This window comes from Pseudomonas sp. RW3S2 (assembly GCF_014268955.1).
Lineage (GTDB): Bacteria > Pseudomonadota > Gammaproteobacteria > Pseudomonadales > Pseudomonadaceae > Aquipseudomonas > Aquipseudomonas wayambapalatensis.
The window spans coordinates 484,759-510,338 of sequence record NZ_JABWRM010000001.1; the positions used below are offsets into that span (position 1 = coordinate 484,759).

The following is a 25,580-nucleotide window of genomic DNA, read 5'->3' on the forward strand; positions in this document are numbered from 1 at the left end:
TCATTCCTCGCGCAGGGTCTGGATCATGTAGTTGACATCGACGTCGCTGGCCAGCTTGTAGTGCTTGGTCAGCGGGTTGTAGGTGAGGCCGATGATGTCCTTCACTTCGAGGCCGGCCACACGGCTCCAGGCGCCGAGCTCGGAGGGCCGGATGAATTTCTTGAAGTCGTGGGTGCCGCGCGGCAGCATCTTGAGGATGTACTCGGCGCCGATGATCGCCAGCAGATAGGCCTTGGGGTTGCGGTTGATGGTGGAGAAGAACACCTGGCCGCCGGGCTTGACCAGGCGATGGCAGGCGCGGATCACCGAGGAAGGATCGGGCACGTGTTCGAGCATTTCCAGGCAGGTGACCACGTCGAACTGGCCAGGCAGCTCTTCTGCCAGCGCTTCGGCGGTGATCTGCCGGTACTCGACCTCGACTCCCGACTCCAGTTGGTGCAGGCGCGCCACAGCCAGTGGCGCCTCGCCCATGTCGATGCCGGTCACGGTAGCACCGCGCTGGGCCATCGCCTCGCTGAGGATGCCGCCGCCGCAGCCGACGTCCAGCACCTTCTTGCCGGCGAGGCTGGCGCGCTCGTCTATCCAGTTGACTCGCAGCGGGTTGATCTCGTGCAGGGGCTTGAACTCGCTCTCGCGATCCCACCAGCGGTGGGCCAAGGCCTCGAACTTGGCGATTTCGGCGCGGTCGACGTTGCTCATTGAACAGATCCTCTGAAAACTTCGATAAAAGGTGTCTCAAGCGGCAGCCGCAGCTGCCGGCCGGTCATTCTTTGCCAGCGCGAATACGCGCTCCCCAGGTGCGGGCGGTGTCGATCAGCGCGGCTTCGTCCATTTGGGTCAGGCGCCCGTCGTCGAGCAGGTGGTGGCCCGCGACCCAGACGTGGCGCACGCAGTCGCGGCCGGTGGCGTAGATCAGTTGCGAAACAGGGTCATGCACAGGTTGCTGGGCCAGGCCCGATAGGTCGAAGGCGGTGATGTCCGCAGCCTTGCCCGCCTCCAGCGAGCCAATGCTGGCCTCCAGCCCCAGGGCGCGTGCGCCGTTGAGCGTGGCCATGCGCAGGGCGCGGTGGGCGTCCAGGGCCGTGGCCGAACCTGCGACGGCCTTGGCCAGCAATGCGGCGGTCCGGGTTTCGCCAAGCAGGTCGAGGTCGTTGTTGCTGGCGGCGCCATCGGTGCCTACGGCGACGTTGACCCCGGCCTGCCACAGGCGTTCGACCGGGCAGAAGCCGCTGGCCAGCTTGAGGTTGGACTCCGGGCAGTGCACCACGCTGGTGTTGCTTTCTACCAGCAGGGCCAGGTCGTCGTCGCTGATCTGGGTCATGTGGACCGCCTGCAGGCGCGGGCCCAGCAGGCCGAGGCGTGCCAGGCGCGCCAGCGGGCGTTCGCCGTGCTCGGCCACCGCCCGCTCGACCTCTGCGGCGGTTTCGTGGATGTGCATGTGCAGCGGCGCGTCGAGCTGGTCGGCGATGACCCGGATCTTCTCCAGGTTCTGGTCATTGACCGTATACGGCGCATGGGGCCCGAGGGCGACGCTGATGCGCGGGTGATGGCGCAGGTCGCCGAACAGCTCGATGGCCAGGTGCAGGGCCTCGTCGGGGCTGCGCGCACCGGGGATGGGGAAGTCCAGCAACGGCACGGCCACCTGGGCGCGGATGCCGCTGCGGTGCACGCGGTCACAGGCCTCGCGGGGGAAAAAGTACATGTCGGCGAAGCAGGTGATGCCGCCCTTGAGCTGCTCGGCGATCGCCAGGTCGGTGCCGTCGCGCACGAAGGCTTCGTCGACCCAGCGCCCTTCGGCCGGCCAGATGTGCTCCTGCAGCCAGGTCATCAGCGGCAGGTCGTCGGCCAGGCCGCGGAACAGGGTCATGGCGGCGTGCCCGTGGGCGTTGACCAGCCCTGGGGTGAGCACGCAGTCGGGCAGCTCGCGCACCTCCAGTGCCTGCGGCGCCCGCTCGCGGGGGCCGATCCAGGCAATCAGCCCGTCCCGGATGCCCAGGGCATGCCCTTCGAGCACTACGCCGGCCGGCTCCACGGGCACCAGCCAGCGGGGTGCGAGCAGCAGGTCGAGCGGCGAGGAGGCTGAAGGCATAGGCAGGCTACCGGGTTCCGTTAAATGGAACGCGCAGTATACCCGAGCGTCTGCGCCCGAGGCTCGCTATAATCGTCCGCTTTTGATCAGTGAATTGCGGGGAGAGGCGATGCGCGAGCGACTTTTGGCGGCGGAGAAGGTGACCAGCATCCAGTGGCGTGATGGCACCCTGCATCTGCTCGACCAGCGTCTGCTGCCGACCCGCGAGCACTGGCTGGCCTGCGCCGATGTGGCCTCTGTGGTTCAGGCGATCCGCGGCATGGCGGTGCGCGGTGCGGCAGCCATCGGCATCAGTGCTGCCTATGGGCTGGTGCTTGCGTTGCGTCAACGCCTGGCCGAGGACGATGACTGGGAGCAGGCGCTGGAAGAGGACTTCCTCGAGCTGGCCGAGGCGCGCCCGACAGCTGCCAACCTGTTCTGGGCGCTCAATCGCATGCGCGAGCGCCTGCAGCGGCTGCGCCCCGACGAGGATGTGCTCGCAGTCATGGAAGCCGAAGCCGTGGCGATCCACGACAGCGATCGCGAAGCCAACCTGACCATGGCGCAAAACGGTATCGAGCAGATCCGTCGCCACCAGGGCAGCGAGCAGACCTTGCTGACCTACGGCAATGCTGGTGCCTTGGCCAGCGGTGGTTTCGGGACGGCGTTGGGGGTGATCCATGCCGCTTATCTGGAAGGGATGGTCGAGCGCATCTATGCCGCCGAAACCCGTCCCTGGTTGCACGGATCGCGCCTGACGGCCTGGGAGCTGTCCCATGAGGGGATACCGGTCACGCTGTGTGCGGACTCGGCGCTGGCGCACCTGATGAAGACCAAAGGCATCACCTGGGTTGTGGTCGGTGCCGACTGCATCGCGGCCAATGGTGACGTGGCGAGCAAGATCGGCACATACCAGTTGGCAGTCTCGGCCATGCACCATGGCGTACGTTTCATGGTGGTGGCATCGAGCACCAGCATTGACCTCAACCTCGCCAGCGGTGATGACATCCCTCTTGAAGAACGTGAGGCGGACGAGCTGCTGGAAGTGGCTGGGAAGCGAGTCGGTGCAGATGTCGAGGTGTTCAATACCGTTTTCGATGTGACTCCTGCGGATCTGATCGACGTGATCGTGACCGAGAAGGGTATTGTCGAGCGACCGGATGCCGCCAAAATCGCCCAGTTGATGTGCCGCAAGCGCTTGCATTGAGTGTTTTCGCGGGGGCGATGGCGGTCTGGACTTTCCGCTTCAGCGGCATCCTGCCCTATCTCCCACCCGCCAACCCTTTGTGATACCATTCGACAGTTTCCAAGGCCGCTCTTTTCCGCGGTCTTCATTGCGCAGATCCTGGGCACAACTCATTGATTTGTCGTATGTCGTCGCACTGTCGAACGCTGCGGCGACGAGCTTCGTTCGTCCACCGATGGATATGGCGAAGTTTCACCAGAAAAAGGAATCAGGCTTCTCATGGGCGAACTGGCCAAAGAAATCCTCCCGGTCAATATCGAAGACGAACTGAGACAGTCCTACCTCGACTACGCGATGAGCGTGATTGTCGGGCGAGCGCTGCCCGATGCGCGTGACGGCTTGAAGCCCGTGCATCGCCGCGTCCTGTACGCGATGAGCGAACTGGGCAACGACTGGAACAAGCCGTACAAGAAGTCCGCCCGTGTGGTCGGTGACGTCATCGGTAAATACCACCCGCACGGCGACACTGCCGTGTACGACACCATCGTGCGCATGGCGCAGCCGTTCTCGCTGCGCTACCTGCTGGTCGACGGTCAGGGCAACTTCGGTTCGGTGGACGGCGACAACGCTGCGGCCATGCGATACACCGAAGTGCGCATGACCAAGCTGGCTCACGAGCTTCTGGCCGACCTGCACAAGGAAACGGTCGACTGGGTGCCCAACTACGACGGCACCGAGCAGATCCCGGCGGTCATGCCGACCAGGATCCCCAACCTGCTGGTCAACGGTTCCAGCGGCATCGCCGTGGGCATGGCCACCAACATCCCGCCGCACAACCTGGGCGAAGTCATCGATGGTTGCCTGGCGCTGATCGACAACCCCGAGGTCACCGTCGATGAGCTGATGCAGTTCATCCCTGGCCCGGACTTCCCGACCGCCGGCATCATCAACGGCCGCCAGGGCATCATCGAGGCCTACCGCACCGGCCGCGGCCGCATCTATATGCGCGCCCGCTCCGAGGTCGAGGACATCGACAAGGTGGGTGGTCGTCAGCAGATCGTCGTGACCGAGCTGCCGTATCAGCTGAACAAGGCGCGTCTGATCGAGAAGATCGCCGAGCTGGTCAAAGAGAAGAAGATCGAAGGCATCACCGAGCTGCGTGACGAGTCCGACAAGGACGGCATGCGCATCGTCATCGAGCTGCGTCGCGGCGAGGTGCCTGAAGTGGTGCTCAACAACCTCTATCAGCAGACCCAGCTGCAGAGCGTGTTCGGCATCAACGTTGTCGCATTGATCGACGGTCGTCCGCGGTTGCTGAACCTGAAAGACCTGCTCGAGGCCTTCGTTCGTCACCGCCGCGAAGTGGTCACCCGTCGCACCGTGTTCGAGCTGCGCAAGGCGCGCGAGCGTGGGCACATTCTTGAAGGCCAGGCTGTTGCGCTGTCCAACATCGATCCGGTCATTGCCCTGATCAAGGCCTCGCCAACGCCGTCGGAAGCCAAGGAAGCCCTGGTCGGTACGCCGTGGGAGTCCAGTGCAGTGCAGGTCATGGTCGAGCGCGCTGGCGCCGACTCGTGCCGTCCGGAAGACCTGCCGGAGCAGTATGGCCTGCGTGATGGCAAGTACTGGCTGTCGCCTGAACAGGCCCAGGCCATCCTCGACCTGCGTCTGCACCGCCTGACCGGTCTGGAGCATGAGAAGCTGCTGGCCGAGTACCAGGAGATCCTCGAGCAGATCGGCGAGCTGATCCGCATCCTCAACAGTGCCCAGCGCCTGATGGAAGTGATCCGCGAAGAGCTTGAAGCGATTCGCGCCGAGTACGGCGATGCCCGTCGTACCCAGATCCTCGATGCCCGTCACGACCTCAACTACGGCGACATGATCCCGGAAGAAGAGCGTGTGGTGACCATTTCCCATGGTGGTTATGCCAAGACTCAGCCATTGTCCGCTTACCAGGCCCAGCGCCGCGGCGGCAAGGGCAAGTCGGCGACCGGCGTGAAGGATGAGGACTACATCGAGCACCTGCTGGTTGCCAACAGCCACGCCACGCTGCTGCTGTTCTCCAGCAAAGGCAAGGTTTACTGGCTCAAGACCTACGACATCCCTGAAGCCTCCCGCGCCGCGCGTGGTCGCCCGATGGTCAACCTGCTGCCGCTGGAAGACGGCGAGCGCATCACTGCGATGCTGCAGATCGACCTCGAGGCCCTGCAGCAGAGCGCCGACCTCGACGAAGAAATCGACGAGGTGGAAGACGCGGTGCTCGAGGGTGAGGTGATCGAGCCGGAAGAAGTCGACGAAGAAGACGGCGACACTCCAGAGCTGGTTGCAGAGCCAACCGGTGCCTACATCTTCATGGCTACCGCTTCCGGTACCGTCAAGAAGACCCCGTTGGTGCAGTTCGCGCGTCCGCGCTCCAATGGCCTGATCGCGGTCAAGCTGAAGGAAGGTGACACCTTGATCGCCGCAGCCATCACCGATGGCGCGAAGGAAGTCATGATGTTCTCCAGCGCTGGCAAGGTGATTCGCTTCGCCGAGAGCGTGGTTCGCGAGATGGGCCGTACCGCGCGCGGTGTGCGTGGCATGAAGCTGGGCAAGGGGCAGGAAGTGATTTCCATGCTGATCCCCGAGTCGGGCGCGCAGATCCTCACCGCTTCCGAGCGTGGCTTCGGCAAGCGCACCCCGCTGTCCAAGTTCCCGCGTCGTGGTCGTGGCGGGCAGGGTGTGATTGCCATGGGCACAAAAGGGCGCAATGGCTTGCTGATCGGTGCCATCCAGGTTCAGGAAGGCGAGGAGATCATGCTGATTTCCGACCAGGGTACGCTGGTGCGTACACGGGTCGGTGAGGTCTCCAGCCTGAGCCGTAACACCCAGGGCGTTACGCTGATCAAGCTGGCCAGCGACGAGACGCTGGTAGGCCTGGAGCGTATCCAGGAGCCGTCCGAGGACGAGCTCGACGATATCGTCGAGACGGACGAGGAGGGCGTCGAAGCTGATGCGCCAGATGACGAAGCTGCAGGCGCCGAAGAGGCTCCGCAGGAATAAGCAAGCGTAAACCCGAGCGGGGCGACCAAGGTCGCCCCGTTTGACTGATTAGCGACGGCAACGTCTGGTTTCTGTGGGAGCGGGCTTGCCCGCGAAGCAGGCGGTGCGATGTATGGCACCGGCTTCGCCGGTGTTCGCGGCTCCCACAGGATTACCGCTGAACCAGCTGGTTAGATTTTGTTCTATTAGAGCGAGAGTGGATGTGAGCAAACGAGCCTTTAACTTCTGCGCAGGCCCTGCCGCGCTCCCCGACGCTGTCCTGCAGCGTGCCCAGGCCGAAATGCTGGACTGGCGCGGCAAGGGCTTGTCAGTGATGGAGATGAGCCACCGCAGCGATGACTACGTGGCGATCGCCGAAAAGGCCGAGCAAGACCTGCGTGACCTGCTGAGCATTCCCTCGAACTACAAGGTGCTGTTCCTGCAGGGTGGTGCCAGCCAGCAGTTCGCCGAGATCCCGCTGAACCTGCTGCCCGAAGGTGCCACGGCCGACTACATCGAGACCGGCATCTGGTCGAAGAAGGCTATCGAGGAAGGGCGCCGTTTCGGCAATATCAACGTCGCTGCCAGCGCCAAGCCTTATGATTACCTGGCCATTCCTGGCCAGAACGAGTGGAAGCTGACCCCAGGGGCTGCATACGTTCACTACGCCTCCAACGAAACCATCGGCGGCCTGCAGTTCGACTGGGTGCCTGAAACCGGTGATGTTCCGCTGGTGGTCGACATGTCGTCCGACATCCTCTCGCGCCCGATCGACGTGTCGCAGTACGGCCTGATCTACGCCGGTGCGCAAAAGAACATCGGCCCGAGCGGCCTGGTGGTGGTCATTGTGCGCGAAGACCTGCTCGGTCGCGCGCGCAGCACCTGCCCGACCATGCTCGACTACAAGATCTCGGCCGATAATGGTTCGATGTACAACACCCCGGCCACCTACTCCTGGTATCTGTCGGGCCTGGTGTTCGAGTGGCTCAAGGAGCAGGGCGGCGTCGAGGCCATGGAGCAGCGCAACCGTGCGAAGAAAGACCGTCTGTACGGTTTCATCGACGCCAGCGAGTTCTACACCAACCCGATCAGCCACAATGCCCGCTCTTGGATGAACGTGCCGTTCCGTCTCGCCGACGAGCGCCTGGACAAGGCATTCCTCGCCGGTGCCGACGCCCGTGGCCTGCTCAATCTCAAGGGGCATCGTTCGGTCGGTGGCATGCGTGCCTCGATCTACAACGCGCTGGGGCTGGATGCGGTGGAAGCTCTGGTGGCCTACATGGCCGAATTCGAGAAGGAGCACGGCTGATGTCCGAACAGGAACTCAAGGCCCTGCGCGTTCGCATTGACAGCCTCGACGAGAAAATCCTCGAGCTGATCAGCGATCGCGCTCGCTGCGCCGAAGAAGTGGCGCGGGTCAAGACCGCGTCGCTCGCCGAAGGCGAAAAGCCGGTGTTCTACCGCCCCGAGCGTGAGGCCGCGGTGCTCAAGCGCGTCATGGAGCGCAACAAGGGGCCCTTGGGTAACGAAGAGATGGCGCGTCTGTTCCGCGAAATCATGTCGTCGTGCCTGGCCCTGGAAGAGCCGTTGAAGATTGCCTACCTCGGCCCCGAGGGCACCTTCACCCAGGCTGCGGCCATGAAGCATTTCGGTCATGCGGTGATCAGTCGTCCGATGGCGGCCATTGATGAAGTGTTCCGCGAAGTGGCGGCAGGCGCTGTCAACTTCGGCGTGGTGCCGGTGGAAAACTCCACCGAAGGCGCGGTGAGTCACACGCTCGACAGCTTCCTCGAGCACGACATGGTGATCTGTGGCGAGGTCGAGCTACGTATCCACCACCACCTGCTGGTGGGCGAGAACACCAAGACCGACAGCATCACCCGTATCTACTCGCACGCCCAGTCGCTGGCCCAGTGCCGCAAATGGCTGGACGCGCACTACCCGAACGTCGAGCGCGTGGCGGTCTCGAGCAATGCCGAGGCGGCCAAGCGGGTCAAGGGCGAGTGGAATTCGGCGGCGATCGCCGGTGACATGGCAGCCAACCTGTATGGTTTGACCCGTCTGGCCGAGAAGATCGAAGACCGTCCGGACAACTCCACGCGGTTCCTGATGATCGGTAACCAGGAAGTGCCGCCGACCGGCGACGACAAGACCTCGATCATCGTTTCGATGAGCAACAAGCCAGGCGCGCTGCATGAGCTGCTGGTGCCATTCCACGATAACGGCATCGACCTGACCCGCATCGAGACCCGCCCGTCGCGCAGCGGCAAGTGGACCTACGTGTTCTTCATCGACTTCGTCGGCCACCACCGTGATCCGCTGATCAAGGCGGTGCTGGAGAAGATCAGCCAGGAGGCCGTGGCGTTGAAGGTGCTGGGGTCTTATCCGAAGGCGGTGCTCTGAATTTATTGTTGCCCGTGAGTGGGAGCGCTTTGCGCTCCATCGCGGGACCAGCCCGCTCCCACAGGTTTCACGCTGCCCGTGAGAGTGGCGTCGGACCTATAGTTCGGGTTCGTCCTGCCCATCTGTAGGCTGTAATTTGGCACATGTTGCTGTTCTGAACAGGGTTCGCACTCGTGGTTAATGCTGTAAACAAACCCGCACCGCTCATCAATCGCCTGGTCGTCGTCGGCCTGGGCCTGATCGGTGGTTCCTTCGCCAAAGGCCTGCGTGAAAGCGGGCTGTGCCGTGAAGTGGTCGGTGTCGACCTGGATGCCCAGTCGCGCAAGCAGGCTGTCGCTCTTGGTGTGGTCGATCGCTGCGAAGAGGATCTGGCCGTTGCCTGTGTCGGTGCTGACGTGATCCAGCTGGCGGTGCCGATCCTGGCCATGGAAAAGGTTCTGGCTCGCCTGGCGTCGCTCGACCTGGGGGCTGCGGTGATCACCGATGTCGGCAGTGCCAAGGGCAATGTGGTGCGTGCTGCGCGGGCCGTGTTCGGCGAGCGTCTGGCGCGTTTCGTGCCCGGCCATCCGATCGCAGGGTCCGAGCAGAGCGGTGTGGAGGCTTCCAATGCCGCGCTGTTCCGTCGTCACAAGGTGATCCTTACGCCGCTTGCCGAAACCGATCCGGCAGCCCTGGCCCTGGTCGATCGCCTGTGGCGCGCGCTGGAGGCCGATGTCGAGCACATGCCGGTCGAGCGTCATGACGAAGTCCTGGCGGCCACCAGCCACCTTCCGCATCTGCTGGCGTTCGGCCTGGTGGATTCGCTGGCCAAACGCAATGAAAACCTCGACATCTTCCGGTACGCTGCGGGAGGGTTCCGCGATTTCACGAGAATCGCCGGCAGCGACCCGATCATGTGGCATGACATCTTCCTCGCTAACCGCGACGCTGTCCTGCGCACGCTGGATACATTTCGCAGCGATCTCGACGCCTTGCGCGACGCGGTCGATGCAGGGGACGGGCACCAGTTGCTGGGTGTATTCACCCGCGCTCGGGTCGCCCGCGAGCATTTCAGTAAAATCCTGGCCCGCCGGGCCTATGTGGACGCTATGAACGCCAACGACCTGATCTTCCTGGCCCAACCTGGTGGCCGCGTGTCCGGACGGATTCGCGTACCGGGCGACAAATCGATTTCCCACCGCTCGATCATGCTCGGCTCGCTGGCCGAGGGCACCACTGAAGTCGAAGGCTTCCTCGAGGGCGAAGATGCCCTGGCGACCTTGCAAGCCTTCCGCGACATGGGTGTGGTCATCGAGGGGCCGCACCACGGCCGCGTCACCATCCATGGTGTCGGCCTGCACGGCCTGAAGCCGCCACCTGGCCCGATCTACCTGGGTAACTCCGGGACCTCGATGCGCCTGCTGTCGGGCCTGCTGGCCGCACAGCCGTTCGATGTGACCATGACCGGTGACGCTTCGCTGTCCAAGCGCCCGATGAACCGCGTGGCCAATCCGTTGCGCGAAATGGGAGCCGTGGTCGAGACCGGCCCCGAGGGGCGTCCTCCGCTGACCATTCGCGGTGGCCAGAAGCTCAAGGCGCTGAATTACACCCTGCCGATGGCCAGTGCCCAGGTTAAGTCCTGCCTGCTGCTGGCCGGCCTGTACGCCGAAGGCACTACCACCGTCACCGAGCCGGCGCCGACCCGCGATCACACCGAGCGCATGCTGCGTGGCTTCGGTTACAGCGTGCAGAGCAATGGCCCTGTCGCTTCGCTGCAGTCCGGCGGCAAGCTGACCGCTACTCGGATCGAAGTGCCGGCCGATATCTCGTCCTCGGCCTTCTTCCTGGTCGCAGCGTCCATCGCCGAAGGTTCGGAGCTGGTGCTGGAGCACGTCGGCATCAACCCGACCCGCACCGGCGTGATCGACATCCTGCGGCTGATGGGTGGCGACATCACCCTGGAGAACCAGCGTGAAGTCGGCGGCGAGCCTGTTGCCGACCTGCGCGTGCGTGGGGCGAAGCTCAAGGGTATCGAGATTCCGGAAGACCTGGTGCCGCTGGCCATCGACGAATTCCCGGTGCTGTTCGTCGCGGCCGCCTGCGCCGAGGGGCGCACCGTGCTGCGTGGTGCCGAGGAGCTGCGGGTCAAGGAGTCGGACCGTATCCAGGTCATGGCCGATGGCCTGATCGCCCTGGGTGTCAAGTGCGAGCCGACCCCGGACGGCATCATCATCGATGGCGGCCAGATCGGCGGCGGTGAGGTCCATGGTCACGGTGATCACCGGATCTCCATGGCATTCAGTATTGCCTCGCTGCGTGCCAGTGCGCCGATCCGTATTCACGACTGCGCCAACGTCGCCACTTCCTTCCCCAACTTCCTGGCGCTTTGTGCCGAAGTTGGCATCCGCGTGGCGCAAGAGGGCAAGTCGTGAATTCGCAGGCGCCGGTCATCACCATCGACGGGCCAAGCGGCTCGGGCAAGGGCACGGTCGCTGGCCTGCTGGCACGCGAGCTTGGCTGGCGACTGCTGGATTCCGGAGCGCTGTATCGCCTGCTGGCGTTCAACGCCTCGAACCATGGTGTCGACCTGACCAACGAAGAGTTGCTCAAGGCGCTTGCCGCTCATCTGGACGTGCAGTTCATCGCTGCCGAGCCGGGCAAGCTGCAGCAGATCATTCTCGAGGGCGAGGATGTCAGCAATGTCATCCGTACCGAAACGGTAGGGGCGGGCGCCTCGATGGTCGCTTCTCTGCCAGCGGTGCGCGAGGCACTGCTGCAGCGTCAGCGTGCCTTCCGTGAGGCGCCGGGGCTGATCGCCGACGGTCGCGACATGGGGACCGTGGTGTTTCCAGATGCGCCACTGAAGGTGTTTCTCACCGCCAGTGCCGAGGAACGCGCCCGCCGCCGTTACCTGCAGTTGAAGGGCAAAGGCGAAGATGTTAGTCTGTCGAGTCTGCTAGATGAGATTCGTGCGCGCGATGAGCGCGACACCCAGCGCGCAGTGGCCCCGCTCAAGCCGGCGGCCGATGCAATCCAGCTGGACTCTACCGAGTTGTCCATCGAGCAGGTGCTGCAACGGATCAGAAGCGAGCTCGCATTGCGCGACCTGCTCTGATCGCCAGGAAAGCAGGCAGGGGCACCAGTCAACGTCCTGCCCGCTTTCCTTTACTTAAACGAAACCCACATTGTCTGGAATGTGGCGATGGGCGTCTGTCTCGCCCGAATTTACAGGAATTAAAATGAGCGAAAGCTTTGCAGAACTCTTTGAAGAAAGCCTGAAAACCCTCAATCTTCAGCCGGGCGCAATCATCACCGGTATCGTTGTCGACATCGACGGCGACTGGGTTACCGTTCACGCTGGTCTGAAGTCCGAGGGCGTCATCCCGCTCGAGCAGTTCTACAACGAAGCTGGCGAGCTGACCATCAAGGTCGGTGACGAAGTTCACGTTGCGCTGGACGCGGTCGAAGACGGCTTTGGCGAAACCAAGCTGTCCCGTGAAAAAGCCAAGCGCGCCGAGTGCTGGATTGTTCTGGAAGCTGCTTTCGCTGCCGAAGAAGTGGTCAAGGGCGTTATCAACGGTAAGGTTAAGGGCGGCTTCACTGTCGACGTTAACGGCATCCGTGCGTTCCTGCCGGGCTCCCTGGTTGATGTCCGCCCAGTGCGCGACACCACCCACCTGGAAGGCAAAGAGCTGGAATTCAAGGTCATCAAGCTGGACCAGAAGCGCAACAACGTTGTCGTTTCCCGTCGCAGCGTGCTGGAAGCCGAGAACAGCGCCGAGCGCGAAGCCCTGCTGGAAACCCTGCAGGAAGGCCAACAGGTCAAAGGTATCGTCAAGAACCTCACCGACTACGGCGCCTTCGTGGACCTGGGCGGCATCGACGGCCTGCTGCACATCACCGACATGGCCTGGAAGCGCATCAAGCACCCGTCGGAAATCGTCAACGTTGGTGACGAAGTCGACGTTCGCGTTCTGAAGTTCGACCGTGAGCGCAACCGCGTTTCGCTGGGTCTGAAGCAGATGGGCGAAGATCCGTGGGTTGCTATCACTTCCCGCTACCCAGAAGGTACTCGTGTTACCGCTCGCGTCACCAACCTGACCGACTACGGCTGCTTCGCCGAGCTGGAAGAGGGTGTCGAAGGCCTGGTACACGTTTCCGAAATGGACTGGACCAACAAGAACATCCACCCGTCGAAAGTCGTTCAGGTTGGCGACGAAGTGGAAGTCATGGTTCTGGACATCGACGAAGAGCGTCGTCGTATCTCCCTGGGTATCAAACAGTGCAAATCCAACCCATGGGAAGACTTCTCCGGCCAGTTCAACAAGGGTGACAAGATCACCGGTACCATCAAGTCGATCACCGACTTCGGTATCTTCATCGGCCTGGACGGTGGCATCGACGGTCTGGTTCACCTGTCCGACATCTCCTGGAACGAAACCGGCGAAGAAGCCGTGCGTCGTTTCAAGAAGGGCGACGAGCTGGAAACCGTCATCCTGTCGGTTGACCCAGAGCGCGAGCGCATCTCCCTGGGCATCAAGCAGCTGGAAGACGATCCGTTCTCCAACTTCGTTGCTGTCAACGACAAGGGTGCAATCGTCAAGGGCATCGTGAAGGAAGTTGACGCCAAGGGCGCCATCGTCACTCTGGCCGACGACATCGAAGCTACTCTGAAAGCTTCCGAAATCAGCCGTGACCGCGTTGAAGACGCGCGTAACGTCCTGAAGGAAGGCGAAGAGATCGAAGCCAAGATCATCAGCGTTGATCGCAAGTCCCGCGTCATCAGCCTGTCCATCAAGTCGAAGGACGATGCTGAAGAGCGCGAAGCTATCCAGAGCCTGAAAAACACCGCTCCGGAAGCTGCTGCCGACACCACCATGGCTGCGCTGCTGCGCGAAGCAATGGCCAAGCAGAACTGAGTTCTGTTTGATCGGTAAAAAAGGGCGACCCTCGGGTCGCCCTTTTTTTGTCCAAAATTTTCCTGGTATGCACGTGGGGGCAGGCTTGCCCAGCGATTGCGACGCAAGGTCTTTGAGCGGTTGGAAGCGTGCGCTGCGAATGTTTAGTTCTTGAATTTTTTTATCAAGTCAAGAAGCACCCTGTTCAAATCCTTCCAAGCGTGCTACAAACTGGTTAAGCAATGATCTAGCTGCTTGATAACGAAGGGAAAAATATGACGAAGTCGGAGCTGATCGAACGTATTGTCACCCATCAGGGGTTGCTCTCATCCAAGGATGTAGAGTTGGCCATCAAGACCATGCTTGAACAGATGTCCCAATGCCTGGCGACCGGAGATCGCATCGAGATCCGTGGCTTTGGCAGTTTTTCCCTGCATTATCGTGCGCCTCGGGTTGGGCGTAATCCCAAGACCGGGCAGTCTGTGAGTCTTGAGGGTAAATTCGTGCCGCATTTCAAACCGGGTAAAGAGCTGCGCGACCGGGTTAATGAAGAAGAACACGAACATCCCTGAGCGATGAAGGAGCAATCTGATGCGTAACTTCAAGCGCGCCGTGGGGGCGTTGTTCATGCTGCTGCTGGCGGCTGTAGTGTTGTTCTTCGTGCTGGAGAACCAACAGGCCGTAGCGCTGGTGCTGTTTGGCTGGTCGGCGCCGGCGGTGCCGGTGGCCGTGCCGGTGATCGCGGCACTGGTGGTGGGACTGGCGGTAGGTCCGTTGCTCGGCGCCTACGGTGTGCAGCGCAGCAAGCGCAAGATTCGAGCGTCGGCGCGGCAGGCGACAATGAGTGGTAATTGAGGCGAATTCCTATGCTGCATCAGGAAGTGTTACCTGTGCGTCTGGTGCTTGAAATGAAGTAATAGCGGCTTCATTTTCAGTCCAGCTTGAGCGTGCAGTCGTATGACATTTCCGTCCCTTTCCCACCATGGTGGCATCCGCAGCGTGACCGGTTCCTGCCACCAACTTTACCTCGATCCGCTCGCCAGTCTTTTGGTCGACTGTGCGCTAGAACAGGGGCGCGACGCTCCTCTTGGTGGGGAACTTACACCCATCGGCTTCGACATTGCCGGAATCCAGGTGCTCATCATCACTCACGTTCATCTGGATCATGTCGGGCGTATCCCTGCGCTCGTAGCTGCGGGATTTCGCGGTCCCATCATTTGTAGTGAACCTTCTGCCCGCCTACTGCCGCTGGTGCTCAAGGATGCCTACAAGCTGGGTATCAGTGATGATCCTGTCCAGGTTGATCGCTACCTGGCGCTTTTGCAGCGACTGATCGTGGCGGTGTCGAGCAGGAGGGGGTAGTTTGCGCCATTCGTTTGCAGCGTGCTGGCCATTTGCTGGGGCGGCCTATGTGGAGTGTGATACGCGCTCCCCGGGTGACGAGACAAGTTCACGCATTGTTTTTTCAGGTGGTCTGGGCGCCCCGTGCAATCCATTGTTGCACCCTGTGCAGCCACCTGAGCGCGCCGGTATCCTGTTTTTGGGAAGCACCTATGGTGACCGGCTCCATGCTGATCGGAGCGATCGGATACAGCTGCTGGAGGCTGCCGTTGATCGGGCGCTGAAGAATGGGGGCGCTACTCATTCCGGCATTCAGCCTGGGGCGTACTCAGGAGTTGCTGTTCGAGCTTGAAGATATTCTCCATCGTAAGACATTGATGGGCGAACCTGCTGTGACCTCGGGTGATTTTGCCTTTAGCTGGTCACAATTGCCCATCATCCTCGACTCGCCTCTCGCTCAACGCATCACCCAGCCCTATCAGCGGTTGCACGATTACTGGAGTGACGAAGCCGGGGCGCGGATGGATGAGGGGCGCACCCCGTTGAGCTTTGGACAGCTGATCTGCATTGACACCCATGCTCGCCACCAGCAGGTGGTCAACTACTTGAGCAGCACTGGGCGGCCTGCGAGTGTCATTGCAGGTAACGGCATGTGTTCGGGCGGAAGGATTTTCGCTTACCTCAAGGCGATGTTGGGCGATCGGCGGCTTGAAGTATTGTTTGTTGGATATCAGGTCAGGGGGCGCCAGGTGCGGTGATCCAGGCTTGTGATAGTGCAGATGGGGTCGTGCGGGTCGATCTGGATGGGGAATGTTTGATGTCCGAGCAAAGATCATGAGTTTGACAGGGTATTCCGTCCATGCGGACAGGGGGGGCTTGTTCATTTTGCGCTGGGAGGGCATTCACCGCGCGAAAGGGGCGGGCTGGTGCATGGTGAGGCAAGGTGCAAAGCGGGCATTGCTGGAGGCCATCAAGCAGGCGTGCCTGCCGCAAGGGCAGGAGGTGAAGGTGGTGATCGGCTAGGGCGCCAATCACTTCAAGGCGGGGAACTAAATTGGTGATTTACCTCTCTACTTCCGACTAATTTTTTTGAGTAGTCTCCAGACGCGATCGAAAAACGCCAGCTACGCTTTAATCTAGAGCCTGCAGATTTTCGCGGTGGCATTAATCCTGAGGTAGAGGGATTCGGTCAGACCCGAGGAAAACAGAATAAATGCACGATCAAAATGAGTATGTAGTAAATAGCCAGGGAACTAAAGTTGATTGGGTTGATGGTGTTTGGAAGCGTAAGCTCATAGTCATCGTAACCACGGTTATTGTTTCAGGCGCGGCGTTGATCTACGGGCAGCTGGCAACCCCGATGTACGTGGCGAGAGTTTTTGTACAGCCTCCGACGCAGAATGATATTGCGCCACTTAATTATGGGCGAGGAGGCAAGACGGGGCTGAATGCCTTGGCGGTGAAAGAGGTTTATGATGTTTATCTGCGTAACCTTCAGTCTGAGTCCTTGCGTAGGAGGTTTTTCGAGAATGTATACCTTGCGGGTACGAAGGGGGGGGGGCGTTCGGGATCGCAGGATGAGCGCTACGAGAATTTCCAGAAGACGCTTTCGATTGCGCTAGCTTCGAATGATGACCCTTCTCGTTACGCAGTTGCCATGGATTCATCTGATCCCCGCTTGGCTGCTGAATGGGTCGTTCAATACGCTGAGATGGCGGGGCGTCTTGCGCAAGACCAGGTGTTGCAAGACGTCAAGGCGGACGCCTTGGTAAAGGCGCGCAATCTCGAGAGTGCGATTGTTTCTGATCTCGAGGGTGCGAGGATGGAGCGTGAGGATCGAATAGTTCAGTTGAAAGAGGCGCTGCGGGTGGCGCGCTCGGTAGGCCTGCGGAAGCCGCCAGTCATCTCCAGCAGCCTGTCGAAAGAGGTGTCAGGTGCGATGGACGGCTCCTTGATGTATATGCGCGGAACAGAGGCGCTTGAGGCTGAGATCGATAACTTGACCAAGCGCGCGTCGGATGAGCCCTTTATACGAAACTTACGGCCTCGGCAAAAGATTGTGGAGTTCTACCGCTCACTCGAAATAAATGTCGATGGGCTGCGGGTTTATCGACAGGATGGTGTGGCCGAATTGCCCGACTTGCCAGTGAAGCCGAAAAAGGTATGGCTCTTCGTGCTTGGTCTGGTCGCCGGAGCTGCCCTGGGTGTCGTGATCGCGATGGCGCACATGGTTGTCGGGCAGCGAAAACTTCGCGCGGGCTTATGATCAGGTGAGGCGGCCAAGTGACTGGCTTCTTGGGTGGGCAGCTGTCACAATGCCGTCCTCATCGTCATTCTGGACAAGGATGTTGTATCGGTCATGACCAAGTGTTCCTATCTCATGACAAGCTGCCTGCGAGGCGGGGAGTCTTTGCAGAGTTGGTGCCATGATTATACTCTTTTCGGCTCAAGGGCCCGATTTTCCGGTGCTTCTCGTGCGTTGATTGATCTTGCAAATTCGACAGGCGTGATGCTGTGGCACTACGAAAATTCTAGTGCTTTCTCAGCCGATGTTGATATCTCATTGCTGTATCTTGCCCTGTGAGCTGCTGCGCTACCTGCAAGCGTGTATTGGGCGGGTGGCAATACCTCGCGTGCTATTCTGTCAACCAATCTCAGGGCTGGCCTTCGCTCAGGTCGTGTCTGCGCCAGCGCATGCCTGGCGAGCTCACACGGATGTGGCGACCAGCGTGGGGCTGGGTTGGAGTGGTCTGCGTGGTGGGCGGGCATGGCAAAAGTTGCTTGAGTAAAAAATAATCTGTATCGAGTTTTTATTTGGAGAATGGAATAATAAAATGCGCAGTCAGTCAGAGCGCTCGAGTAAAGATGATGAGGTCGATATTTTCGAGCTGTTAAAGAAATTGTGGGGGCAGAGGCTGGTAATTATACTGGTTACGTTGGTAGTTACTGCGTTAGCGGCAGCCTATGCTTACTTTGCCACTCCAATATACGAAGCCAGGCTTTATAGTGATCCCCCCAGCAGGAATGATGTTTCTGCACTTAACTATGGTCGTGGTGGCGTGAGTGGCTTGTCGCTCGTTGAGCCAACTGATGTCTACTCTGTTTACTTGAGACACCTTCATTCAGAGTCGTTGCGCCGTGATTTCTTTCGAGAGTACTACCTGCCCATGGTAACGTCGGGGGGGTCGCCGAGTTCGGTAGATACCTTGTATCGACGTTTTAATCAGATACTGAAAGTAGTGCCGGTGTCGGGAAGCACCAACCGGTTCTATGTGCTTAGCCAGCTTTCGGATCCTGTTCAGGCTGTCGAGTGGGTCACACGCTATGCGGGGATGGCCGTTGATCGTGCAAAGCAGGAAATTCTCAAGGGCGCCCATGGAGAGGCGCAAGCGAAGGCTGACAGTCTTGAGCGTGAAATTGCAGCTCAGCGAGAAACCGTTCAGTTGCAGCGTAAGGATAGAATCGCTCAGTTGACTGAGGCATTGCGTGTTGCGCGCTCCGTGAATTTAGAGAATCCCCCCATCATTTCAAATAACCTCTCCAGTGAAATGGAGGGCTCGTTGATGTACATGCGTGGCGCCAAGGCGCTGGAAGCGGAGTTGAGCAACCTTCGTGAGCGTGGTTCTGATGACCCATTCATTGCCGGTTTACGCTCCAAACAAGAGTCTTTGAAGTTCTACCGTGGGCTCGAGGTGTTGCCACAGGCCTTCGATGTGTTCTGGCAGGATGGGTTGGCGGAATCTCCAGACACTCCACTCAACCCGCGGAAAGCGATGATAATCGTCTTCGGTATCCTCGCTGGGTTGGCGCTGGGTGTGTTGGTGGCGTTGGCTTTGCTCGCCAGAAGGCGATAAGCACGCACTTCTGCGGGAGTGGGCGGGCAATTCGTGGGGCCGAAACCTTGCGCTACCAACCAAGCTAGGGGTAGCGCATGAGGTTTCATGATCGCTACGTTCAGAGCGGCACAGTGTCTGAGGTTTGAGTGGTATAAACCCCGTTCTTCAGATCAATCAATGGGCGTATCAAAAACTGACCCACCAGCGCGGGAGTATAATTGACGGTCCCGTAATTGCTGCGGATATAGCTTTCGGCGGCGGCTACCAGGCCGGTGTCTAGGGCCTGTTGATTATAGTAGAGCATACCCTCCGTCGGGCTGTGTGCCAGGTTGAAAAACTGGCCGATCATCAGGCGATCAGCGCCGGTCTCTGTCCAGCCTTTTGCGTTGGCATTGACAGGGTAAATATCGGTGAATTCGGGTGCTGCAATCATTTCGGAAACGCTCAGGCGGTGTCCGCTGGCGTTTTCATAGGCGACATTGTAGTCCGGGTCATGGATTTCCCAAGCGCCGGTTTCGGGGTTCATGACTTCGATGAAGACATGACCCATCAAGGAGCCGGAATAGCGGGAAAATAAATAGATTGTTCTGGAGCGTATTCCGAGATTCTGTAGCAGTGCCTGCATGACTGTCGCGCGATTACCGCATAGAAGTTCCGGGCGAGTCGCTGTCGTATCGCCAGAGGCAATACGGTACAGTTGATCCATCACGTAAATGTGATCGTTGCCGTGGGCTTGGTTCCATGTGCCTTCGCCGTGGTCGGAGTTCTTGTGGATGTATTCTCTTACTGCATCTGTTATCGGCAAGTTCAGCGAGTTGGCGTAGGATTTGATCAGGATGCTGGCTAGATCTGCCTTGCATGCCGCGGGGAGTAACAGACACTGCAAAAAAACTAACGCTGATAGTACTTTCATTGACCGTCCGTGTTGAAGATTGCTATTGCTTGCGAAATCATGGCGCCGCTTGAGAGGGCGTTATGGTATCGGGTGTACTTTCTGCTGTCAGCCGTCTTTCGGTGGGCAAGGGGATTTTTTTGAAAAAATCAATTCCACATGTGTCGCTAGTCGCATTGTTCGATGGGTTCTGTAATCTACATTTGTAGGCAGATTGGCGACACAGGGCAGGTTTTCTATGCTTTTTTGAGCATTTTTGCTTGGTATGTGGTTTTTCGCCATGGAGGTTTCCGAATGGCTAGTGGCTTTTCGGGTGTACGCCGTTCGATCATGAGTGCCCTCTGCGCGGCCATGTCTTCAGGCGGCAATTGGTTGTCGCGTTAGCTGCTCTTTCGTATCATTGGCCGTTCCTTTGCTGAGGGGGCGGTCGATGGCCAAGGCAGTTCGCCGCTGGGAAGCTGTCAAAGTGCAGGGGCTTGAGGAGTAGGTCGATGTCGAAATACAGTCAGGCATCGCGGAGATGCCTGTGCACTAGTGAAGTCTGGTCGGAGTCCCTGGTTTTCCGGGGGCGAGGTTAGTTATGAGTAATGCGTTTAACGCAGCGGCTCTTCTGGTTAATAAACTCATGACGTTTGCCTTGCTGTTCTTATTGGCAAAGTTATTGGGGGTTTCTGATTATGGGGTCTTTTCCTATTATTATGTAGTCATTACAGGGATTGCTTCCGTGGTTGGGGAAGGGGCCGCAATCGCGCTTTCCAGGTATGGTATTGCTCAAAGGGTGTCGGGTAATCAATGCCTGTTGTTGAGCATTGTTTTGCTGATGGCAGTGGGTGCTGGATTGCTGGGGATTACTGCCGCATGGCTGTTTCCTTACCAGGGGGCGCAAGTATCTTTCGAGTGGTCAGCGATGCCTTGGTGGGCATTTCTCTTTGCGTCATCCACTGTGTTCAACGTTGCGCTGACCGGTCTGATGTTTTCGCTGGGCGGAGTCAGGCGATGGCCGCTCGTTCAATTGGCTCAGGGGGGCGTTGGTTTCGTGCTGGTGGGTGCTGTTGCGCTGGCGGGGGCTTCGCCGGTCACGGTGCTGTCGGTATTATCGATGATGCCGCTATTTGCGCCAGCTTACGGTGCATGGGCTATATTGCGAGCGCATCGTGCTGAAGCCTGCCATCCCGTGACTGTGGTATCGCTCAAAGCGTTCTTGCAGAAATCAGGTATTTTTGCAATCTGGGGCGGAATGTTGTTTGGTGCGCCCGTGCATGTCATTTGCATGATTATCTTTGGCAAGGCAGCCGTGTCGATGGAGGAGGTGGGATACTTCAACCTCTTCTTCTTGTTTTATGTGCTGGTAACGGTGGTGCCTGCCTCGCTAAGCCCCTACCTGATTGTACGGCTCATGCGCAAGGGTATGGGCAAGTCATCCAGCTATCTGGCCGCAGGAGCAATCGTGGCTGTAGTACTGCCTCTGGGTCTCTATGTCGCACAGGGTGTCTGGTTGTGCTTGCTGGGCGAGCATGTTTGCGCCCGTGGAGATCTCCTGCCCTACGCGTTGATTGCGGGTGGGCTTGGGCTGGTGGTGACGCAATTGGTGCAAGTGATGCACAGCGCGAATCAAAGCCGATTTGTAATGCTAGCGGGGCTGGTCTACGCACTTGCCTATTTTTCAGTCGTGGGCGCGTATGCGGTGCAGGGGGAGATGACGGCAAATCAGCAGTTCAGCGCGTTTGCATTGGCTCTGATCGCGCAGCTTCTGGTGCTGGGATGGCGATGGGCTTCTCGTACAGATGTCGCAATTGGCCAGGGATGATTTGTAGGCGTTTTGCGTTAATGCCGGGATAAGGGCTGGAGGTGGGTAGTGATAGAAGTTGGGATTTTTGCATGTTTGCTAATGTGGTTGGGGGCACTGCTCTACTGTGTGTCTGTCAAGCGCTACCTGGTGTCGCTTTATCTCTTATGCTACTCGGTTCCTTTTTTGGCTCTCATGAGGGGGATGTGGGCAGAGCAGATCGTCTTGTGGCCTATTGGTAATTACACGTTTGATGTCAATGCCACAATCATTTTTCGTTTCACGCTCGTCTGGGGAATAGGGTTGGTGGGCTCGCTGGTGGCGTTGTTTTTTGTCAACTTGACCGAGCGCGTTAATCTGAAGGTATACGAAGAGCGTGCTGTCAGCGTCGAGTCGGTGCGCTACTTGGCTTGGTTTTTCTGTGGGGTATCGATTCTTTATATCGTTGCGCGGACATTGATGCCTGAGCAGGTATTCGCTGTGTTCACGGGGATCGAGTCATTTGCAGTTTGCTCTATCCTGGTATTTTTTGCCTATGCGTTACTCCGTGCTCGCGTTGGGTTGTTGCTGGTTTCATGGGGGCTGGCAATCGGCTATGCATATGCTAATACCCGGACAGGCGATCGCGACTTTGTCGTGCTGTTCGTTGCTATGATGCTGGGGAGTATTTTTTACTGGAGCCGATATATTTCGCTTAAGGCGTTGATGCTGATTGGTATATTAGCGGTTGGCGTTCTCATGAGCGGTGTGTATATCTCAATGGTGAGGATGGATGTGCCGTTGACTGAGGGAAATATTGCCCAGTACCTGCTCTACAACTCTTGGAATGCTATTGTTTTGCCCATGGTTGATCAGCTTTCTAATCATTGGTATGGCGATCATCTGAGGTATGGTAAAACATATTTCGATATGGTTGTTTCGATGGCGCCCTCTCCCATCTATAGCTTCTTTGGCGCAATTAAACCCATTACCTTGGATAACCCGGCAGACTGGTACTATATCTACGGGCTGGGCGGGATGCATGCGGCAGGTGTCGGTTTTGAGAACTTTGGTTTGATGGGCGTGATGCTGGATGCGCTATTTAGCATGACGCTCTTGCTGCTGGTTGATCGACACAGTGAAGGGCGATCCTATTTTCGGTATCTGCTTTACATGCTTCTGAGTGCGTCGATCATGCATTGGCTTTGGTATGGCGCGATGTATGTCTTGAACATGCTGATGTTTTTTGTGTTGCTGCTGATGCTTTTCAATGTGGGAAGGTTCTTTGGCCGCGTACTCAGGGCGGCCGCTCGTCAGGTCGCTGCAAACGGGCAGAGGAATGAGGGTTGCGTGTGATCTCTCGCTCAGCGCTGACAGTGCCAGAAGTCGCGGCTCGTTTCGAAGGGTGTATGGTATGCCATGCTGAGCCTGCAGATGTCTGTGGCGGTGCGCCTGAAGGTGTCGGTAGCGGGGCGTTCAGATTCTGTGTAGGGTTAGGCGCTGAAACAGATGAAAAATTCGGTGCGATAGCCTGTACGATGTATTCTGTCAGCGGTCAGGAGCCTTGAAACTGTGAATCCGTCGGTTTTCCAAGCGGTGAAGGTAGAGCTTTCAGTAGTGGATCTCGATGGATTGAGTGCTTTTTCTGGTTCGTACCAAAGATGAGTGTACGTGATTAACTTCTGGAAATAAAAATGCTCGAACTGAAAAATATCAAGCTCGCTGTGATCGGTCTGGGTTATGTCGGTCTCCCCTTGGCTGTTGAGTTCGGCAAACGCCGGAACGTTGTGGGGTTTGATATCAATCTTTCCCGTATTGAGGCGCTGAGGGCAGGGCATGATGCCACCTTAGAAGTTGATGACGCAGAGCTCAAAAGTGCTGAGTATCTTTCGTATACTGCAAATGCCGCAGATCTCGAATCTTGTAACGTCTACATCGTAACAGTGCCGACGCCAATCGATGAGTACAAGCGTCCTGATCTGACGCCGCTGATCAAGGCCTCGAAGCTGATCGGCGAAGTACTGAAGCCGGATGATATCGTTATCTATGAGTCGACCGTTTACCCAGGGGCAACCGAAGAAGATTGTGTTCCGGTACTCGAGCAGTATTCTGGCTTAACGTTCAATGTCGACTTCTTTGCGGGTTACAGCCCGGAGCGTATCAATCCCGGAGATAAAGAGCATCGAGTAACAACCATCAAGAAAGTGACCGCCGGCTCGACGCCAGAGGCGGCGGACGTAGTCGACGCTTTGTACCAGGAAATCATTCTCGCCGGAACCCATAAGGCGAGCACGATTAAGGTGGCCGAAGCCGCAAAGGTTATCGAGAACACTCAGCGTGATCTGAATATTGCACTGATCAATGAGCTCGCCTTGATCTTCAACAAAATGGGTATCGACACTGAGGCCGTGCTGCAAGCCGCAGGCACCAAGTGGAATTTTCTGCCGTTCCGTCCAGGCCTTGTGGGCGGCCACTGTATCGGTGTGGATCCCTATTACCTCACTCATAAAGCTCAGAGCATCGGCTATCATCCCGAAATCATTTTGGCTGGCCGTCGGTTGAACGACGCGATGGGCGCTTACGTAGTGTCTCAGCTGGTCAAAGCCATGCTCAAGCGCCGGATTCACGTGGATGGCTCCCGGGTACTGATCATGGGACTCACCTTCAAGGAAAACTGCCCCGACCTGCGTAACACCAAGGTTGTCGATATCGTCAAGGAGTTGGCTGATTACAACATTGTCGCTGATATCTACGACCCTTGGGTGAGCGTAGCGGAGGCTGAGCACGAGTACGGTATTACCCCGGTGGTTTCCCCTGAGAATGGCGCCTATGACGGTATCATCCTGGCTGTTGCGCACGATCAGTTCAAGGCGATGGGCGCCGAGCAGATTCGGGCTTTCGGAAAGCCGGAACACGTCCTTTACGATCTCAAGTACCTCCTTGCCGCAGAGGCCTCCGATCTGCGTCTGTGAAGTGCGCTATGGCGCCGCAGATGATTGTCAGGAAACCTACTTGCATGGCGGAAATGATGAATAACTACGAAGTTGCAATGAATAAGCTCCAGCAAGAGCCTAAAAAATGGCTCGTTACGGGTGTTGCGGGGTTTATCGGCTCTAATTTGCTTGAAGCACTGCTGAAGCTGGATCAGCAGGTGGTGGGGCTTGATAACTTCGCTACCGGACATCAGCGCAATCTGGATGAAGTCAAGACTGAGGTTTCCCCGGTGCAATGGGCCCGCTTTACTTTCATCCAAGGCGATATCCGCAAGCTGGACGACTGCCACGCGGCCTGTGCGGGCGTCGACTTCGTCTTGCATCAGGCTGCATTGGGTTCAGTGCCGCGTTCGATCGCTGACCCGATCACCACCAACATGGCAAACATTGATGGTTTCCTCAATATGTTGGTGGCCGCGCGTGATGCAGGCGTCAAGAGTTTCACCTATGCCGCGAGCAGCTCTACGTATGGTGACCACCCGGGGCTGCCGAAAGTAGAGGATGTGATTGGCAAGCCGCTATCTCCTTACGCCGTAACCAAGTATGTGAATGAGTTGTATGCCGAGGTTTTCGCGCGAACCTACGGGTTTACCACCATCGGCCTGCGCTATTTCAATGTCTTCGGCAAGCGACAGGATCCGGATGGGGCATACGCTGCGGTCATTCCAAAATGGACGGCGGCGATGATCAGTGGCGATGATGTGTTCGTTAACGGCGACGGGCAGACCAGTCGTGATTTCTGTTTTATCGAGAACGTGATTCAGGCCAATCTGCTGGCTGCAGTGGCGGAAGACGAAAGGGCCCGCAACCAGATCTACAACGTTGCCGTGAGCGGTCGAACAGACTTGAATCAGCTATTCAATGCCATCAAGAAGCACTTGGCTGGCAACGGCGTGATTTACCACAAAGAGCCTGTTTACCGGGATTTTCGAGTGGGCGATGTACGTCATTCACAGGCTGATATTTCAAAGGCGCGGGCCCTATTGGGGTACCTTCCGCTATTCAATATCGATGAAGGTATTGCCAAGGCTATGCCCTGGTATGTTTCATATTTCAGAGATTGATAGGTCGTCGTAGGCAGGGGCTCATTGCTTTGGGCACTGCTCGGCTTCAGCTGCATGACGATCCCTCAGCGTGAGACAGGTTTGGAAGACTCATCGAAAGGGCGTGTCGAGCTTCGATTCGGTTTTTTCTCCTG

General features: G+C 58.4%; 18 protein-coding genes and 1 pseudogene. 16 read left to right on the forward strand and 3 right to left on the reverse strand.

All coding sequences use genetic code 11. From position 1 onward, the window contains the following. Together ubiG and HU748_RS02270 are read right to left on the reverse strand one after the other, a co-directional pair. Complete coding sequence (gene ubiG, locus HU748_RS02265) at positions 1–699, reverse strand: bifunctional 2-polyprenyl-6-hydroxyphenol methylase/3-demethylubiquinol 3-O-methyltransferase UbiG (protein ID WP_112898930.1); 699 nt, start codon at positions 697–699, stop codon at positions 1–3. 64 nt (positions 700–763) lie between these two features. Further along, the gene (locus HU748_RS02270) at positions 764–2,089 is read right to left on the reverse strand and encodes a TRZ/ATZ family hydrolase (RefSeq protein ID WP_186719036.1); all 1,326 of its coding nucleotides are present in this window, start codon (positions 2,087–2,089) and stop codon (positions 764–766) included. A 109-nt stretch (positions 2,090–2,198) separates the two neighbouring features. Between HU748_RS02270 and mtnA the strand changes: the two genes are divergently transcribed. The 12 genes and pseudogenes from mtnA (at position 2,199) to HU748_RS02330 (ending at position 18,750) form a co-directional block, all read left to right on the forward strand. Beyond that, complete coding sequence (gene mtnA / locus HU748_RS02275) at positions 2,199–3,275, forward strand: S-methyl-5-thioribose-1-phosphate isomerase (protein ID WP_186711138.1); 1,077 nt, start codon at positions 2,199–2,201, stop codon at positions 3,273–3,275. Positions 3,276–3,533: 258 nt separating this feature from the next. Then, on the forward strand, positions 3,534–6,296 hold the full coding sequence (gyrA, locus tag HU748_RS02280) for a DNA gyrase subunit A (protein ID WP_186711137.1): 2,763 nt from the start codon (positions 3,534–3,536) through the stop codon (positions 6,294–6,296). A 202-nt stretch (positions 6,297–6,498) separates the two neighbouring features. Further along, entirely contained in the window at positions 6,499–7,584 is a 1,086-nt protein-coding gene (gene serC, locus HU748_RS02285; protein WP_186666643.1) for a 3-phosphoserine/phosphohydroxythreonine transaminase, read from the forward strand. Then, positions 7,584–8,678 carry a prephenate dehydratase gene (gene pheA, locus HU748_RS02290; RefSeq protein ID WP_054893877.1) on the forward strand — a complete coding sequence of 365 codons (1,095 nt, stop codon included), beginning with the start codon at positions 7,584–7,586 and terminating at the stop codon, positions 8,676–8,678. Before serC ends, pheA begins: the two co-directional genes overlap by 1 nt. 173 nt (positions 8,679–8,851) lie before the next feature. Next, complete coding sequence (locus tag HU748_RS02295; protein WP_186719037.1) at positions 8,852–11,089, forward strand: bifunctional prephenate dehydrogenase/3-phosphoshikimate 1-carboxyvinyltransferase; 2,238 nt, start codon at positions 8,852–8,854, stop codon at positions 11,087–11,089. Beyond that, the gene (gene cmk / locus HU748_RS02300; RefSeq protein WP_054893879.1) at positions 11,086–11,772 is read left to right on the forward strand and encodes a (d)CMP kinase; all 687 of its coding nucleotides are present in this window, start codon (positions 11,086–11,088) and stop codon (positions 11,770–11,772) included. Before HU748_RS02295 ends, cmk begins: the two co-directional genes overlap by 4 nt. Positions 11,773–11,896: 124 nt before the next feature. After that, positions 11,897–13,576 carry a 30S ribosomal protein S1 gene (gene rpsA / locus HU748_RS02305; RefSeq protein ID WP_054893880.1) on the forward strand — a complete coding sequence of 560 codons (1,680 nt, stop codon included), beginning with the start codon at positions 11,897–11,899 and terminating at the stop codon, positions 13,574–13,576. A 254-nt stretch (positions 13,577–13,830) separates the two neighbouring features. After that, on the forward strand, positions 13,831–14,127 hold the full coding sequence (ihfB, locus tag HU748_RS02310) for an integration host factor subunit beta (RefSeq protein WP_186719038.1): 297 nt from the start codon (positions 13,831–13,833) through the stop codon (positions 14,125–14,127). 19 nt (positions 14,128–14,146) lie between these two features. Next, complete coding sequence (locus HU748_RS02315) at positions 14,147–14,410, forward strand: lipopolysaccharide assembly protein LapA domain-containing protein (protein ID WP_186719039.1); 264 nt, start codon at positions 14,147–14,149, stop codon at positions 14,408–14,410. A 102-nt stretch (positions 14,411–14,512) separates the two neighbouring features. Beyond that, a pseudogene (locus HU748_RS02320) lies at positions 14,513–15,919 on the forward strand (MBL fold metallo-hydrolase). 190 nt (positions 15,920–16,109) lie between these two features. Further along, on the forward strand, positions 16,110–17,162 hold the full coding sequence (locus HU748_RS02325) for a Wzz/FepE/Etk N-terminal domain-containing protein (RefSeq protein WP_186719040.1): 1,053 nt from the start codon (positions 16,110–16,112) through the stop codon (positions 17,160–17,162). Between the two features lie 568 nt (positions 17,163–17,730). Further along, positions 17,731–18,750, forward strand: a complete 1,020-nt coding sequence (locus HU748_RS02330; protein ID WP_186719041.1) for a Wzz/FepE/Etk N-terminal domain-containing protein — start codon at positions 17,731–17,733, stop codon at positions 18,748–18,750. Positions 18,751–18,850: 100 nt separating this feature from the next. Here the strand turns inward: HU748_RS02330 and HU748_RS02335 are convergent, their stop codons facing one another. Continuing rightward, positions 18,851–19,645 carry a hypothetical protein gene (locus HU748_RS02335; protein WP_186719043.1) on the reverse strand — a complete coding sequence of 265 codons (795 nt, stop codon included), beginning with the start codon at positions 19,643–19,645 and terminating at the stop codon, positions 18,851–18,853. A gap of 559 nt (positions 19,646–20,204) precedes the next feature. Here HU748_RS02335 and HU748_RS02340 point away from each other — a divergent pair. From HU748_RS02340 to HU748_RS02355, 4 genes are all read left to right on the forward strand, one after another. Beyond that, positions 20,205–21,431: a hypothetical protein gene (locus HU748_RS02340; protein WP_186719044.1), complete on the forward strand. Its 1,227-nt coding sequence runs from the start codon at positions 20,205–20,207 to the stop codon at positions 21,429–21,431. Positions 21,432–21,614: 183 nt separating this feature from the next. Continuing rightward, positions 21,615–22,745, forward strand: coding sequence for a hypothetical protein (locus HU748_RS02345; protein WP_186719045.1), 1,131 nt, complete (start codon positions 21,615–21,617; stop codon positions 22,743–22,745). Positions 22,746–23,083: 338 nt separating this feature from the next. Beyond that, positions 23,084–24,361 carry a Vi polysaccharide biosynthesis UDP-N-acetylglucosamine C-6 dehydrogenase TviB gene (gene tviB, locus HU748_RS02350; RefSeq protein WP_186719046.1) on the forward strand — a complete coding sequence of 426 codons (1,278 nt, stop codon included), beginning with the start codon at positions 23,084–23,086 and terminating at the stop codon, positions 24,359–24,361. A 56-nt stretch (positions 24,362–24,417) separates the two neighbouring features. Continuing rightward, positions 24,418–25,446 carry an NAD-dependent epimerase/dehydratase family protein gene (locus tag HU748_RS02355; protein ID WP_186719105.1) on the forward strand — a complete coding sequence of 343 codons (1,029 nt, stop codon included), beginning with the start codon at positions 24,418–24,420 and terminating at the stop codon, positions 25,444–25,446. The last annotated feature ends 134 nt before the right edge of the window (positions 25,447–25,580 follow it).